Consider the following 15,164-nt stretch of genomic DNA (forward strand, 5'->3'; position numbering starts at 1 on the left):
AGCAGGGATGAAAATTTATCGTCCGCTGTGGAGCGACGGGGCTTTCCTGGCCCCCCAACAGTTTCAGCAGCAGGCCCGCTGGGATGCACACGTTGCAGATACTGTTGCACGAATGGCGCTGGCGCACCCCTGGGGTGTGCTGTGCGCTGAGTTTGACGACAGCGCACTGGCGCTTTCCCGGCTCAATGCCACCCGTCTGATCGTACGCTTTGCTGACGGGACGCTGGTCGACACGGATCTCGCGGATAACCTGCCACCGGTCTGTGATATATCCGCGGTGGTGCAGGAGAGTATGGAGGTGCTGCTGTGCCTGCCATTGCTCAGCGCGAACGGCGGTAATCTGGATGACGGGCGCGACAGTGCCCGTCCGCGCCGCTGGCAGGCAGAACGGGTGACGGTACAGGAGCTTGCCGGACATGAGCGCAGCGATCTGGCTGTACTGCGTCATTCGATGACGCTGCGGCTGTCCACCCAGGAAAACAGCGCTTATCTGACCTGCCCGGTGGCGAGGCTGATCCGCAACGCCCAGGGACAGTGGGTGCGCGATCCCAGCTTTATCCCGCCGCTGCTGTCGCTGGATGCCAGTCCCGTGCTAAACGGTGATCTCAGGGATCTTCTGCACCGCCTGTCGGCCCGACGTAAGCGACTGATGGCAATGCGACGCGAAAGTAATGAGCGGATGGCGGACTTTGCCGTGGCGGATGTGTCGCTGTTCTGGCTACTTCATGCCCTGAACAGTACCGAACCCGTACTGACAGAGTTGCACCAGTCACCGTCTCGTCATCCTGAACTGTTGTACCGGGAGCTGGCGAGGCTGGCGGGCAGTCTGCTGACCTTTTCACTTGAGCATAACGCTGACGATATTCCGCTTTACCGGCATGATGCGCCAGAACAAGTCTTTCCGCCGCTGTTTACCCTGTTGGACAAACTTCTTGAGGCCAGTTTGCCGTCGCGGGTTGTTGCTATCGCGCTGGAGCAGGGCGATGACAGGGAGATCTGGCGTGGCAAGCTGCTCGATGCGCGATTGCGTGAAGGAGCGGATTTTTATCTCTCCGTGCGCTCTTCCATGCCAAACCACGAACTGCAGACCCGCTTCCCGCAGCTTTGTAAAGCTGGTAGCCACGATGATGTTTCCGAGGTGGTGAATATCGCCCTGAGCGGAATGGTGATTAAACCGCTGAGTCACGTCCCTGCGGCGATACCGCTGCGTCTTGAGAACCAGTATTTTGCGCTGGATCTGTCCACAGATGCGGCCCGCGCCATGCTGGAGGCAGGCAACTGCACCTTCTATACACCCGAATCGCTGGGTGAGATAAAACTTGAACTGTTTGCGGTGCTGCGCTCATGAATACCTCTGATACCGAATTGATAAATAGAACTTTTTATCCTGGCTGGCTGATGGTCAGTCAATTACGTAGTGGTCAGGAAATCAAGGACGGCGAAGCGCTCTACCGCCGCGCTTGCCGGTGGGTGAACGATGCCCGTGAGTCTCTGGCGCAGGCCGGGTACAGTGAAACGAGCAGTGAGCGGATGCTGTATGCCTACTGCGCTCTGCTTGATGAAAGCGTGCTCAACCGCGATAAACAGGATGATGGTTATCGTAAATGGCGGAAGGACCCGCTGCAGGCCCGTTTTTTCAGCACCCTGAATGCGGGTGAAGAACTGTGGGAACGTATTCGGACCATCCTGCGCGAGCCCGCGCCGGACGTGGCGGTGCTGACCTGCCTGTACCGCACTCTGCAACTGGGCTTTGTCGGTCAGTACCGGGCGCAGGACGATGAAAGGCGTGAGGATGTGGTGCGCGCGCTCAGCGAGCGGGTTCCGCCGTTTACTCTTACGCAGGACGCGCCTGTTATTGTCAGGGCATCCGGCCTGCGTAGCGGACGCTGGATTTACTGGCTCGGTTGGGCGGCAGGCATTGTGGTGCTGGCGGCGTTGTGGCTGACGCTCTCCTCTGTGCTGGCGCAGATGGTGTCGCAAATAGCCGGGCGGGGATAAGGGATGCGTGAATTTCCCCGTGTGTTGCTGACCATGTTTGCAACAGTTCTGGCGCTGTGGCTGGTGATGGGTTACTGGCCACTTTCCCGTGGAAGCCGGTTTGCATTTTGCCTCGGTATTTCATTGATTTGCGTTGCGATGCTGTGGAGTCAATGGCGACGGTTTCAGCACGATAATGAAGTCAGCCCACATCCTGAAGAGAACCTCCTGCCGCCGGAAGAGTTTAAGGGTGCGGTGATAGTGGTCTGTGGTGATACCGCTTCCCTGTTTCCTGCGGAAACGGTATATCGTGAAACGCGTCAGGGCTGGTATCTGCGGGCAGAGAGTATAGAACAACTGCCGTTGCTGGCGCAGCGCCTGTCTACCATGCGCCCGGCACTGGTGCCACAGGTCTCCGTACTGCTGGCGGTGACACCGGAACAGCACAATGCGGAAGAGACACTGGCGCAGTCCCTGACGGGCTGGCGACGGAGCATTGCGCAGTGCCGGGGCTGGCTGAACGGACTGCCACCCGTATGGAGTGTGGTTTGGGTATCACCGCCGGACGGTGGGTCTCCTGAAAACGGGAGCTGGTTTACCGTGACACCGGACTTACCGGGTATCCGGGTACGGCAGAACAACCATGTCCCGCTCCCGGTTGATGACTGGCAGCGGGAGGCGTCAGACAACACCTCGCGCTTCTGTCAGGCGCTCTGGCTGGACAGCGTGCTGGCCCTGACTGAGCGTCATGTGATCCGTCCGCTCGGGAGCCGACAGGGAGAGCTGCCGGCTTTGAAACTCTGTGCCGCCGGTATCTGCCTGGCGCCAGTCACCGCCGTTGCGAACAATCTCTGGCAGCAACAGATAACGGAAACCACCACGCTCTCTCCGGCTTGCGTTCCTAAGCCTGTGCCGGAGGTTCTCTCCCTCCCGGATGTTCTTCTACCGTATTTGCCGCACCGTCAGGGCATCAGCCGCCGAATGCAGGATATAGGTCTGGCAGCTGGTATCTGTTTTGTGTTCATCGTACTGGCGATGCTGGCGTCTTTTATTAACAACCAGCGCCTTGTGCGTAGCGTCGGGGACCATCTTGCCGTTTATCACCGCCTCAGCGGCACGCCAGTCGCGCCAAAACAGCAGGCGCAACACCGTCTTCGCGCCGACAGCCACCAGCTGGATGACTGGCAGCGTCGCGGTGAACCGCCGCGCTACGGGTTGGGACTGTACCAGGGCATGCATCTGATACCACTTGTGGAAGCGGCCATTAATGACTGGGCGCCGCCGCCACCGCCACGTCCGGTGATAAAGAAAATAGTGCAGGGGCCGCAGACCATCCGCCTCGACAGTATGTCTCTCTTTGACACCGGCAAATGGGCGCTGAAACCCGGATCTACCAGGCTACTGGTGAACTCCCTGGTCGGGATTAAGGCGAAGCCCGGCTGGCTTATCGTGGTGGCGGGCCATACCGACAGCGTGGGTGATGAAAAATCCAACCAGTCGCTTTCCTTGAAACGCGCCGAATCTGTTCGCGACTGGATGCGCGACACCGGCGACGTGCCGGAGAGCTGTTTTGCGGTGCAGGGCTACGGCGAAAGCCGACCCGTCGCCACCAACGACACGACAGAAGGCCGCGCGCTTAATCGCCGTGTCGAAATCAGTCTGGTACCGCAGGCAAATGCCTGTCAGTTACCGGGCAACACCCCTGCGTCATCTCAGGATGATGACGTATCAAAAAATGAAATGGAGTAATTAACATGGCAATTCCAGTTTATCTGTGGCTGAAGGATGACGGCGGCGCGGACATTAAAGGTTCCGTAGACGTGAAGGACCGTGAAGGCAGCATCGAGGTGGTCGCTCAGGAGCACAATCTGTACATCCCGACCGACAATAACACCGGCAAGCTGACCGGCACGCGTATCCACACCCCGTTCCTGTTCACCAAGGAAATCGACTCCTCCAGCCCGTACCTGTACAAGGCGGTGACCACCGGTCAGACCCTGAAGTCTGCGGAATTCAAGTGGTACAAAATCAACGATGCGGGTCAGGAAGTGGAGTACTTCAACACGAAACTAGAGAACGTGAAGGTGGTGAAGGTCAACCCGCTGATGCACGACATCAAGGATCCCTCCAAAGAGAAACACAACCATCTGGAACAGATTGAGCTGCGCTACGAAAAAATCACCTGGACCTATAAAGACGGCAACATCATTCATTCCGATTCCTGGAATGAACGCGCTACTGCCTGATTTCCTGAGCAGACGGTTCTCCGTCTGCTTTTTTTGCTGAGTACCTGGTCCTCCGGGTATTCAGCAAAGAAAAAAACAATCTGCCAGCCTGACCGAATGCGCTTTGGGTTCCTTAAATGAGGAAAAGCGACGGGCGGTAGCGTGTCCGGAACTGATAAAGAGAGAATCTCATGGAAAATCCAGCCATCCTGTTACGTCGTCTTAATCCTTATTGTGCCCGTGCGATGGAGGGCGCTGCCTCCCTGTGCCAGACCCGGGCCCATGCGGAAATCTTGCCTGAGCACTGGCTGCTGAAACTGCTGGAGCAGGGCGAGGGCGATCTGACGGTACTGGCGCGGCGCTATGAATGGGATATGGACGCCATCTGGCAGGATTTGCTGGTGTTCATGGATTCACTGCCGCGCTCAGTGCGCAGCCGTCCGCAGCTTTCGGACGCGGTGCAGTTGTTAATGCAGGATGCCTGGCTGCGCGCCTCGCTGGCAGGGGAGGAGCACATTCGCAGCATTCACCTGCTGATGGCGCTGGTGGAAAAACAGAGTCTGGCCCGCTGCGATGGTCTGTGGCCGCTGTTAACGCTGGCCCAGAGTCAGCTGGAGCGTTTACGTCCATTGCTGGATGCGCAGTCGGACGAGCGACCGGAGGTGCAGCAGGAGGCTGAGATGACGCAGGGCGGTGAGGTGGAATTTATCGGCCGGCCGGTTGATGCCGGAGTAAAAGAAGGGGAACTGAATCCGGCCCTGCAGAACGCGTTGGATAAGTTCACCCTCGATGTCACCGCCCGCGCTCGCGAGGGTAAAATCGACCCGGTGTTTGGCCGGGATAATGAAATCCGCCAGATGGTGGACATTCTCTCAAGACGCCGCAAGAACAACCCGATTCTGGTAGGCGAGCCGGGTGTCGGCAAGACCGCGCTGGTGGAGGGGCTGGCGCTGCGCATTGCGGAAGGCAATGTGCCGGATGCGCTTAAACCTGTTTCGGTGCGCACCCTTGACCTTGGCCTGCTGCAGGCGGGTGCAGGTGTGAAGGGTGAGTTCGAACAGCGGCTGAAAAACATCATAGACGCGGTGCAGCAATCGCCACTGCCGGTTCTCCTTTTCATTGACGAGGCCCACACCATTATCGGCGCAGGCAATCAGGCGGGCGGGGCGGATGCAGCCAACCTGCTGAAACCGGCCCTGGCCCGCGGTGAACTGCGCACCATCGCCGCCACCACCTGGAGCGAGTACAAGCAGTACTTCGAACGCGATGCTGCCCTGGAGCGCCGCTTCCAGATGGTTAAGGTTGACGAGCCGGACGACGACACCGCCTGCCTGATGCTCCGGGGGCTAAAATCCCGCTATGCGCATCACCACGGGGTGCACATTACGGATGAAGCCGTTAGAGCCGCCGTTATCCTCTCCAGGCGTTACCTCACCGGCCGTCAGCTGCCGGACAAGGCGGTGGACCTGCTGGACACCGCCTCGGCGCGTATTCGCATGAGCCTTGACACTGTGCCGGAACCGCTAACCCGGATGAAGGCGCAGCTCACGGCCCTGGCGATGGAAAAGCAGGCCCTGCTGGAGGATATGGCGGTGGGTCACGCCACCCATGGAGAGCGCCTGGCCGCCATCGAACAGGACGAAATCAACATTATCCTGCAGCTCGACGCGCTGGAAACGCAGTACGGCCAGGAGCTGAAACTCACAGAAGAACTGCTCGCCTGCCGCGCGGATATCTCGCGTCAGGCGGAGATTGCCGACCTGCAACAGCAACTGAGAGAAGTTCAGCAGGGTAACCCGTTGCTTGGGCTGGACGTGGACACGCGTACTGTCGCCACCGTCATTGCCGACTGGACCGGCGTGCCGCTCTCTTCATTAATGAAGGATGAGCAGACGGAACTGCTGAGTCTGGAAGCCAGTCTGAGCAAACGTGTGGTGGGCCAGGATGTGGCGCTGAACGCTATTGCGCAGCGCCTGCGCGCCTCAAAAACGGGCCTCGCGCCGGAGAACGGCCCGCAGGGTGTTTTCCTGCTGACCGGCCCAAGCGGCACCGGCAAAACCGAAACCGCTTTAGCGCTTGCCGATGAACTGTTTGGCGGCGAGAAATCCCTTATCACCATCAACCTTTCCGAGTACCAGGAGCCGCACACCGTCTCCCAGCTCAAGGGATCGCCTCCGGGCTACGTCGGCTACGGCCAGGGCGGCATCCTCACCGAAGCGGTACGCAAGCGTCCATACAGCGTGGTGCTGCTGGACGAAGTGGAAAAGGCGCACCGGGACGTGATGAACCTGTTCTATCAGGTCTTTGACCGCGGTTTTATGCGTGACGGCGAGGGGCGGGAAATCGACTTCCGTAACACGGTGATTTTGATGACTTCCAACCTCGGCAGCGACCCTATCATGCAGATGCTGGACGAACAGCCGGAGGTCACTGAAGGTGACCTGCATGAACTGCTGCGCCCGTTGCTGCGCGACCACTTCCAGCCCGCATTGCTGGCGCGTTTCCAGACCGTGATTTACCGTCCGCTGGCACAAGCCGCAATGCGCAGCATCGTCGGTATGAAGCTGGCACAGGTGAGCACACGTCTGCAACGACACTACGGAATGACGACTGAGATCGGCGAAAGCCTGTATGACGCGCTGACCGCCGCCTGCCTGCTGCCGGACACCGGGGCGCGCAATATCGACAGCCTGCTTAACCAGCAGATACTGCCGGTGCTGAGCCGGCAATTGCTAACGCATATGGCGGCGGGGCAAAAGCCACGGCACCTGATCCTTGGCTGGGATGAAGACGAGGGGATTGTGATTGAGCTACGACAGGAAGGTGAGCAATGACCATCCATGATAAAAAAAAGAATGCTAATCAAAAAGAAGAGAAAGAAGGAACGCTGCGGTTACTGACTTCAGGTGAGATTGCGCTGGCGAAGTCGGTATTCAGATCGACGATCCCATACCATAAGGTTTGGATCCATCATGACAGCTATCTTCCCTTTGGGCTACAGAACAAAAATACGGCTATGGCACCAAATGGAGAAATTTATTTCCGTGAGCATTACCGGGAAGATTATTCGCTCAGTGTTCCTTTCTATAAACATATGTTTATTCATGAAATGGTTCATGTCTGGCAGCGGGAAAAGGGAATGAATGTCATCGGTCGGGGACTGGTGAGCTGGGCGGTGAGTTATCGTTATGTTTTGGATGGACGACTCTTAAGTGAATATCCTATGGAACAGCAGGCACAGATTATCTCTGACCATTTTATTCTGCTTTCGGAGGGATACACAAAATGGTGTGGGCTCCGGGATCATCATGTCATTACACTTGATGGGAATATCAGTGAGCCGGTGCTTGAGAAGCAGTATGAAAATACGTTGCGGGGGTTTCCATGGTAAGCATGATCCGGCAACATTATTTTTCAGCCTTTTTTTTATTATTCTGTCTCCCTGTGCTTACTGGTTGTCCTGGAGACCGATGGCGATTCGACGAAGAAACAACAGTCAGTACAAGAGGAGGAGATATCTGTTTTGATATACCGGATGCAGAGGATTATCAACCGGTAAATATTGCTATTAATCCGCGCGGGACGCTACCACGTGAAAAGAAAATTATCTTTCTCCCACCCCTCAGGGTAGAAAAGGGTCAGTTATGCCTTCCTCCCTCTTTCTATCATTTTCCGGAAAAAGGGCAGTTCATCATTTCCTATGTACTGCAATCAAAACGCCATAAAGACACGCCACGAAGAATGGTCTCTGGAGTGGAAATTAGCCGTGGGTGCATTTTCAATATTCCTCTTACGGATATGGAGATAATACGGCCCTATAGCGAAATGAAAAATACTGATATTACGCCTGTTCAGGGCAACCATGCTGGATCCTGTGAATACCCCTATACCTCAGATCCTCTTAATTAAATTCATGGAATGAAAATAATGACTTTAAAAGACTCTCTGCAAAACGCTCTTGCGACGCCGGGAACCCTGAACCGTTATCGCCTTGATATTCCCTCCTGTACCTGGCCGCTGGATGTTGAAGAGTTCAGTGGTATGGAAGGGATGAGCCGGATATACGCCTATGACATCATATTTACCAGCACTAACAAGCAGCTTGACGCCAGCGAGTTTTTACGTAAACCGTCAACCCTGACGATTGGGGCCGGGTTACTGGAGGTGTTGCCTGAGCAAAAAAAGGTCCATGGCGTCATCACGGATTTCAGACGTATCTCCGGCTCTGCCGACCAGACGCTGTACCGCATCACCCTGAAACCTTTTATATCCTTGCTGGACAGGCAGTTCCGGTCCCACCGTTTCTTTGTCAATAAATCAGTGCCGGACGTGGTGGAGCTGATACTGCAGGAGCACGGTCTGCACGGCTGGGAATATGAATTTAATCTTAAACAAAACTACCCGAAGCGTGAGCAGATAAACCAGTACCAGGAGAGCGATCTGGCTTTCATCCAGCGTCTGCTGGCTGAGGTGGGAATTTTTTATTTCTTCACCTTGCAGGAAGACGCACAAAGCGAGGTGGTGCATTTTGCCGATGCGCAGCGGTCGCTGATGTTTGGTAAAACCCTGCCAGTCAACAGCCCGTCAGGGATGAGCGACAACGGTGCTGAATCGGTGTGGGGACTGAATGTTACCCATAATGTGGTGGAAGCCAGTGTCACAGCCCGGGATTACAACCACCGCGATGCACAGAGCATATTGCAGTCTGCGCCTGCGGATATGACCCGTGGGGACGGCGAAGGGGTGACTTATGGCGATGCCTATCACTACCGTCTACGTCATCTTGCGCGTGGCGACAAAATCGACCCGCAGGCGGAGACTGCCAACTTTTATGCCCGCCTCGATCATGAACGTTTTCTGGCAGACCAGTCGCAAATTACAGGCCACAGCACTGCGGCGTGGCTGGCTCCCGCTCAGGTTCTGACCATTACCGACAATTTGCCTCCAACCCTGCCAGCTCTATTACAGGAACCGGTGCTGCTTATCAGCACGCATTTTACCGCCAGCCGCAAGAGCGCTCTTCAGGTAGATATTTTTGGCGTGCCATACAGCGAAACGGTGTGCTGGCGTCCGCCGCTGCTGCCGCGCCCCAAGGTGACGGGCACCATGACGGCGCGCGTCACCAGCGCTAAAGCCAATGATATCTATGCCTGGCAGGATGCCTCCGGCCTGTACCGGGTGAAATTCGATGCTGACCGGGACGGTAAGGCGCAGGGGCAGGAGAGCATGCCGGTGCGTCTCGCCAAACCTTACGGTGGCGACGTGTACGGCTTCCACTTTCCACTGATCCAGGGAACGGAGGTGGCGATCGCGTTCCATGAGGGCGACCCTGACAGGCCGTATATCGCCCATGCGCTGCACGACTCGCGGCATGTTGACCACGTAACGGAGAAGAACAGCACGCGCAATGTAATCCGCACGCCGACCAATAATAAGCTGCGGATGGAGGACAAGCGCGGCGAGGAGCATATCAAGCTCAGCACCGAATATGGCGGCAAGACGCAGCTGAACCTGGGACATAATGTGGATGCGTCGAGGGGATTACGGGGAGAAGGTGCTGAGCTGCGCACCGATGACTGGGTCACAATAAGAGGGGGGAAAGGGATCTTTCTCAGTGCCGATGCTCAGCCGAAAGCACAGGGACAGATGTTGGATATGAACGCGGCGATCGCTCAATTACAGGGTGCGTTGCAACTGGTGACAGCGCTAGCGCAGAGTGCGAGTGTATCAGGTGCGCTGGAAGCCGATACAGCTTCTCAACAGCAGCTTGGCAATATGCTTGCACAGTTAAAAGATGCGGGGCTACTGGCTTCCGCTCCGGCGGGTATTGGTCTGGTTACACCGAAAACTATTCAGCTTTCCGCAGGCCATACTCTGACCGCGACAGCGGGTGGGAATGCGGATATAAGTATAATTAAGAAGTTTACTGTTGCGGCAGGTGAAACTATCAGTCTGTTTGCCCAGAAAATGGGAATGAAGATATTTGCAGCAAGGGGAATAGTTGATATTCAGGCGCAAACGGACGCCATGCGCCTTCAGTCGGATAAAAAAATGAACATTAACAGCGTTAGTGGCGAAATTGTACTGAATGCTGCTCAGGGTATTACGCTGACCAGTAAAGGTGGGGCGTATATCAAAATCAAAGATGGCTCGGTGGAAATTGGTGCACCAGGGAAAATAGATCTAAAAAGTGCAAATATTTTATGGGGAGGCAGTGCTTCATTAGAACAGGCACTTTCTCCAGTATCGGTTAGCGATCCTGAATTTCATAATCCGATGAATGGGGGGTTCAGGATTCTGGATACATCCACTAAACAGCCTAAGCCTTATGTGCCTTACCGTATCGAAACTGCGGACGGAAAACTTATCCGGGGAGTGACGGATGAAAATGGCATAACACAATCTCATTATGGCCTCGATCCAGACTCAATTAATTTGTTTTTTGAGTAAAGGGACTGACAAAAATGAACGGAAAAAGTGAACCTGTAGCACAAAATACACTAAGCAAGAAAAATGGTAATGCTGTGGATGTGTACCACGCTTCTGCCACTGTTTATTTCAGACCGGATACTGAAGAACTGATAATCCTTGCTGAAGAGGCCTGTGATGATTTTGATCGCCATTGGGGTGAGTTACTGACAGCAGTGAATGATGTGCATGAGGCTGGTAAGGCCTACTCTTCAGCTATTGAAAATTATGGCAATGCATTCAGTACCCCTTCCGAAAACGCTGCGGAATTTGAGCTTGAGGACAGTGCTACAACGCAGCAAAAAATTCTGGATGAGAAAAAAGCTGCGTTGCGGGATAAACTGGGAGACTTCACTCCGGCAGGCTATGAGACCGTTGTCGAACTGATACCGGTTATTACAAAGAAGAAGCACGGGCGGCGCTCCGGCCCCGGTAGTAAATATGTGTACGTAAAAAAGGGATACTACGACCAGTTGGGAGCCGGAAAGAAACATACCGTTTCACTCAAGGCAAAAGACAAAGCCTCTGCTGCTGAAAGCATTTTTATTTATGACAAAAACGGTAACCGGAAAGGTATTGATACCCAAAAGCTAAAAGCACAGCTCACGAAAACAGAATTTCCGAAACCTGATACCAGTATTGAGTTATTCAGCCTGGATAAAGAAGATATCGGAGAAATCGATAAAACGCTGACAGACTGGGCGGATTGCTGGAATAACAGCCTGATTGTTGACGGGAAAGAAATTGGTAATCATGTTGATGTTTCTGCCGGTGCACAATTCATGCGCTTTACTGCCAATGCTGGTGCCAGTGGAGAATGGGATGCCAAAGATGGAAAGTTATCTATAAAAGGAGAAGCTTCCGCTGTTCTTGCTATTGCACAAGGCTCTGCCAGTGCAACCTATTACCTTCCTGACCGCGTGGGCTGGCCACTGGCGTACACACCTGAAAATGCTGATATTCTGAATATGGGCATGCTTCGCCTGTATTTAGAAACTGAACTGATTGGGTTTGTTGGTGCCTCTGCCCAGATAGAAAGCCAGTTACAGGTCACCACAATTGGTGCGAAACAGATTCTGATGGGAAAACGCGATCCCGAGAATACCCTTCCTCGTTTTAATGAGCGTCGTATTTCCGGCAAGACATTCCACAAGAAGATGAAGGAAGGCGATGAAGGTGTAACCAGCAGCGCCGAACTGTTTGGCGGGGCGAAAGTAGAAGCTGGTCTGAAGGGCGGTGTTCAGTGGTTAAAGCCTGTTGCCGCGACAGCATACCAGGGAAAAATGGGAGAGGGGGCAAAGGCTGCCGCTGAATACGTTGATTTTTGTAACATAGGCTCCAGCATTACCGGTATGGCTGGCCTGGGGGGAGGGGCAACCTTTTATTGTACATTCTTGAACGGTAAGTTTTGCTTTAAAATCGCAGCCAGCTTGTGTTGTGGTCTTGGAGCCAAAGGGGCTTTTTTATGCGAGGTGGGTTACGAAAAGCTGGCAGATTTCGGTGCCTGGCTGGCCTATCAGCTATATGGGCTGGATTATCATTTCTTTGAATTGATTGTCGAGGATGCATTTAAAGCGTATAGCAAAATATGTGTCATGCTGATTTCTGATATGAAGGATAAGGTTGTACAGTTGCTTGATAAAATAGACACGATGGTTGACACTATTCGTACTACTTTTAAAGAGTTCCAGGAAGATATGACTGATGGAGTCAATGCATCTTCAAAGCGAAACCAACTTGCAAAAGAATTAAACACCATTCCTGAAAGGTTATTGAGTTTTACTCCCGAAGCAAAGGGGAACTTATTGTATTTGCTTACACGACATGGGTTCTGGGATCATGTTGATATTAACAATCGAGGTGATGGCTTTATTCCGGATATTTATCATGACCGCAAGAAAGCTATTATCAATATTCTGTCTACTATCCAGACCAGACGTGAATGGACAAAAGTGATGACCCACTGTTCGAAGGATGGAACGGATCTGGCGTTGTCGCATCCGATGAGTGAGGACGCACTGGTATCCTGGCAGGAATCCGAGCTTCGGACCTTTTTACAGGAAGGCCTGAACCGTGATGATGAGCTGGACATCATTAAGTCCCGCATTCGTGATCAGGTCGCGTGGGGCTATGCTCTGGCAATGAACAATACCTACGATTATAAACTGGCGCAGGGCACTAACCCGTTATATCCCCGGATGGGGGAATTTGGCCCACTCTCTGATAATCAGGCACTGGCCTGAGGAGTGATATCTGTGAATAAATTACTTAGCATAATAATATCTGTGTTGTTGTTAACTGCTTGTGATAAACCGGAATCCTCGAAAAATGATAAAAAGGTGAACCAGGCAGAACTAAATAACTTTATTAAAAATATAAAAACAAACCTGGTTTTTGTCGAAGGCGGTGGTTTTGAAATGGGGGACTTTGGCGAGAAGCTATATGGCGGTCAGATTGACCCTTATCCGGACAGCAAACCCCTGCACAGGGTGGAACTGACCAGCTACTCAATGAGCAAATTCAAAATCAGTAACCGGGATTATCATCTGTTTCTGGATTATCATCACCACTCAGTAAGAGAAGTGCGCGCTGCATTGAAGGATGATTGGACAGAGTATAACAGTACGCCCGAAACACCCGTCAGAATTGACTGGTATGAGGCGGCAGATTACTGCGCCTGGTTGGGGAAAATGACGGGCCTGCCTTTCTCCCTGCCAACTGAAGCGCAGTGGGAGTACGCCGCCCGAAGCCGCGGACAATTTATAGTTTTACCCACCAATACGGGCAAAGCAGACATTGAATTTCACAGCGGAGGAAAAGATCGTGGAATAAACATAAGTACCAGTTACGATCGAAAATTATTCGCAAGAAAGAATAATACGCATCTTGAAGAATTATCAAATGTACCGGGTGATGCTTATCCGCCCAACCCCCTTGGTATCTACGATATGACCGGAAACGGCTTCGAATGGGTCAGCGACTGGTATGATCCTGATTATTATAAAAACTCACCCACCAAGGATCCTCAGGGACCTGAAAAGCCTGAATTCGAATATGACGGAAAGGGATATCAGAAAGTCATGAGATCTTCAAACAGCTATAACGGAATAACAGGTTCTACAGTGGGACGAACCTTTCGTTCTCCGCGTGTTCCTGAAGACAGTATTCCACCCAGTCAAACAGCACGTTGTGTGGTCAACTCTCCCGTTTCCGTCAATAACTAGTTTTTTACAGAAAGGCCTGAACCGTGATGATGAGCTGGACATCATTAAGTCCCGCATTCGTGATCAGGTCGCGTGGGGCTATGCTCTGGCAATGAACAATACCTACGATTATAAACTGGCGCAGGGCACTAACCCGTTATATCCCCGGATGGGGGAATTTGGCCCACTCTCTGATAATCAGGCACTGGCCTGAGGAGTGATATCTGTGAATAAATTACTTAGCATAATAATATCTGTGTTGTTGTTAACTGGTTGTGATAAACCGGAATCGCCGGAAAATGATAAAAAGGTGAGCCAGGCAGAACTAAATAACTTTATTAAAAGTATAAAAACAAACCTCGTTTTTGTCGAAGGCGGTGATTTTGAAATGGGTGACTTTGGCGGGCTGATTTTTGGTCAGCAAATAGATCCTGACTCTGATAGCAAGCCTTCGCACAAAATTGAATTGAATGGATTTTCAATAAGTAAGCTTAAAATCACAAATAAAGAGTATGATTTTTATCTAGCCAGTAAGGGGTTAAAGCGAAGGGAGGTCAAAAAAAGCTTGCAAAAATGGTATGATGACTTAAATGTAACACCAAATACGCCTGCGCATATAGATTGGTATGAAGCGGAAAGTTATTGTAATTGGTTAGGTGAAATTACCAAAAAGCCATTTTCCTTACCTACCGAAGCTCAATGGGAATATGCTGCAAGAAGCCGTGGAAAATTTCTTAGTGTAGCGACAAATACAGGAAAGGCGGAAGTTGAACATCGTATTGGAGGAAAGGACAAAGGTATAAATATAGCTACTAGCTTTGACAGGGAATCGTACTCAAAGAAAGTAAAAACTATTCTTGGTTCCGCTTCAAGTTTGCCAGGTGATAATTATCCTCCGAACCCGCTAGGAGTATATGATATGTCCGCGAATGGTTATGAATGGGTTAAAGACTGGTACGATCCAGATTATTACAAAAATTCCCCAACAAAGGATCCTCAAGGGCCGACTCATCCGACCTATAAATATAAAAACGATGGCTATCAGAAAGTTGTTCGCTCCTCTGAACGCTATAACGGAATTGTTGGTTCTGTTGTAGACAGATCCTTCAGACATCCAAGAGTTACAGAAAATGATTATTTTCTGGGGGATATGACTGCAAGATGTGTTGTTAACACTCCTATTATCGTCAATGACTAAGGTTTTTACAGAAAGGCCTGAACCGTGATGATGAGCTGGACATCATTAAGTCCCGCATTCGTGATCAGGTTGCGTGGGGCTACGCTCTGGCAA

11 protein-coding genes are annotated in these 15,164 nt (G+C 52.5%); all 11 read left to right on the forward strand.

Annotation, left to right across the window (positions count from 1 at the left end; all coding sequences use genetic code 11):
• Positions 1 to 7 precede the first annotated feature (7 nt).
• The 11 genes from tssK (at position 8) to B3X29_RS18885 (ending at position 15,071) form a co-directional block, all read left to right on the forward strand.
• Complete coding sequence (tssK, locus tag B3X29_RS18835; RefSeq protein ID WP_159339427.1) at positions 8 to 1,348, forward strand: type VI secretion system baseplate subunit TssK; 1,341 nt, start codon at positions 8 to 10, stop codon at positions 1,346 to 1,348.
• Complete coding sequence (tssL, locus tag B3X29_RS18840) at positions 1,345 to 1,998, forward strand: type VI secretion system protein TssL, short form (protein WP_159339426.1); 654 nt, start codon at positions 1,345 to 1,347, stop codon at positions 1,996 to 1,998. The genes tssK and tssL overlap by 4 nt, the downstream gene beginning before the upstream one ends.
• Positions 1,999 to 2,001: 3 nt before the next feature.
• Positions 2,002 to 3,726: an OmpA family protein gene (locus B3X29_RS18845; protein WP_159339425.1), complete on the forward strand. Its 1,725-nt coding sequence runs from the start codon at positions 2,002 to 2,004 to the stop codon at positions 3,724 to 3,726.
• Between the two features lie 5 nt (positions 3,727 to 3,731).
• The gene (gene hcp, locus B3X29_RS18850; protein WP_103179849.1) at positions 3,732 to 4,223 is read left to right on the forward strand and encodes a type VI secretion system effector Hcp; all 492 of its coding nucleotides are present in this window, start codon (positions 3,732 to 3,734) and stop codon (positions 4,221 to 4,223) included.
• Between the two features lie 170 nt (positions 4,224 to 4,393).
• Positions 4,394 to 7,036 carry a type VI secretion system ATPase TssH gene (gene tssH / locus B3X29_RS18855; RefSeq protein WP_159339424.1) on the forward strand — a complete coding sequence of 881 codons (2,643 nt, stop codon included), beginning with the start codon at positions 4,394 to 4,396 and terminating at the stop codon, positions 7,034 to 7,036.
• A complete protein-coding gene (locus B3X29_RS18860) occupies positions 7,033 to 7,593 on the forward strand; it encodes a type IV secretion protein Rhs (protein ID WP_156654632.1) in 561 nt (186 codons plus the stop codon). The genes tssH and B3X29_RS18860 overlap by 4 nt, the downstream gene beginning before the upstream one ends.
• Complete coding sequence (locus B3X29_RS18865; protein WP_199184420.1) at positions 7,587 to 8,111, forward strand: putative T6SS immunity periplasmic lipoprotein; 525 nt, start codon at positions 7,587 to 7,589, stop codon at positions 8,109 to 8,111. Before B3X29_RS18860 ends, B3X29_RS18865 begins: the two co-directional genes overlap by 7 nt.
• Before the next feature lie 18 nt (positions 8,112 to 8,129).
• Positions 8,130 to 10,652 carry a type VI secretion system Vgr family protein gene (locus B3X29_RS18870; protein ID WP_159339423.1) on the forward strand — a complete coding sequence of 841 codons (2,523 nt, stop codon included), beginning with the start codon at positions 8,130 to 8,132 and terminating at the stop codon, positions 10,650 to 10,652.
• Between the two features lie 14 nt (positions 10,653 to 10,666).
• A complete protein-coding gene (locus B3X29_RS18875; protein ID WP_159339422.1) occupies positions 10,667 to 12,913 on the forward strand; it encodes an ATPase in 2,247 nt (748 codons plus the stop codon).
• 12 nt (positions 12,914 to 12,925) lie between these two features.
• Positions 12,926 to 13,894: a formylglycine-generating enzyme family protein gene (locus B3X29_RS18880; RefSeq protein ID WP_236560458.1), complete on the forward strand. Its 969-nt coding sequence runs from the start codon at positions 12,926 to 12,928 to the stop codon at positions 13,892 to 13,894.
• 205 nt (positions 13,895 to 14,099) lie between these two features.
• Entirely contained in the window at positions 14,100 to 15,071 is a 972-nt protein-coding gene (locus B3X29_RS18885) for a formylglycine-generating enzyme family protein (RefSeq protein WP_236560457.1), read from the forward strand.
• Positions 15,072 to 15,164: the final 93 nt, after the last annotated feature.

The sequence above is a fragment of the Leclercia sp. UBA5076 genome (genome assembly GCF_002416465.1).
Taxonomy (GTDB): domain Bacteria; phylum Pseudomonadota; class Gammaproteobacteria; order Enterobacterales; family Enterobacteriaceae; genus Enterobacter.

Bases quoted from the DNA above. Each gene is read 5' to 3' on its own strand.
- tssK (WP_159339427.1), top strand. From the start codon at position 8: ATGAAAATTTATCGTCCGCTGTGGAGCGACGGGGCTTTCCTGGCCCCC.
- tssL (WP_159339426.1), top strand. From the start codon at position 1,345: ATGAATACCTCTGATACCGAATTGATAAATAGAACTTTTTATCCTGGC.
- B3X29_RS18845 (WP_159339425.1), top strand. From the start codon at position 2,002: ATGCGTGAATTTCCCCGTGTGTTGCTGACCATGTTTGCAACAGTTCTG.
- hcp (WP_103179849.1), top strand. From the start codon at position 3,732: ATGGCAATTCCAGTTTATCTGTGGCTGAAGGATGACGGCGGCGCGGAC.
- tssH (WP_159339424.1), top strand. From the start codon at position 4,394: ATGGAAAATCCAGCCATCCTGTTACGTCGTCTTAATCCTTATTGTGCC.
- B3X29_RS18860 (WP_156654632.1), top strand. From the start codon at position 7,033: ATGACCATCCATGATAAAAAAAAGAATGCTAATCAAAAAGAAGAGAAA.
- B3X29_RS18865 (WP_199184420.1), top strand. From the start codon at position 7,587: ATGGTAAGCATGATCCGGCAACATTATTTTTCAGCCTTTTTTTTATTA.
- B3X29_RS18870 (WP_159339423.1), top strand. From the start codon at position 8,130: ATGACTTTAAAAGACTCTCTGCAAAACGCTCTTGCGACGCCGGGAACC.
- B3X29_RS18875 (WP_159339422.1), top strand. From the start codon at position 10,667: ATGAACGGAAAAAGTGAACCTGTAGCACAAAATACACTAAGCAAGAAA.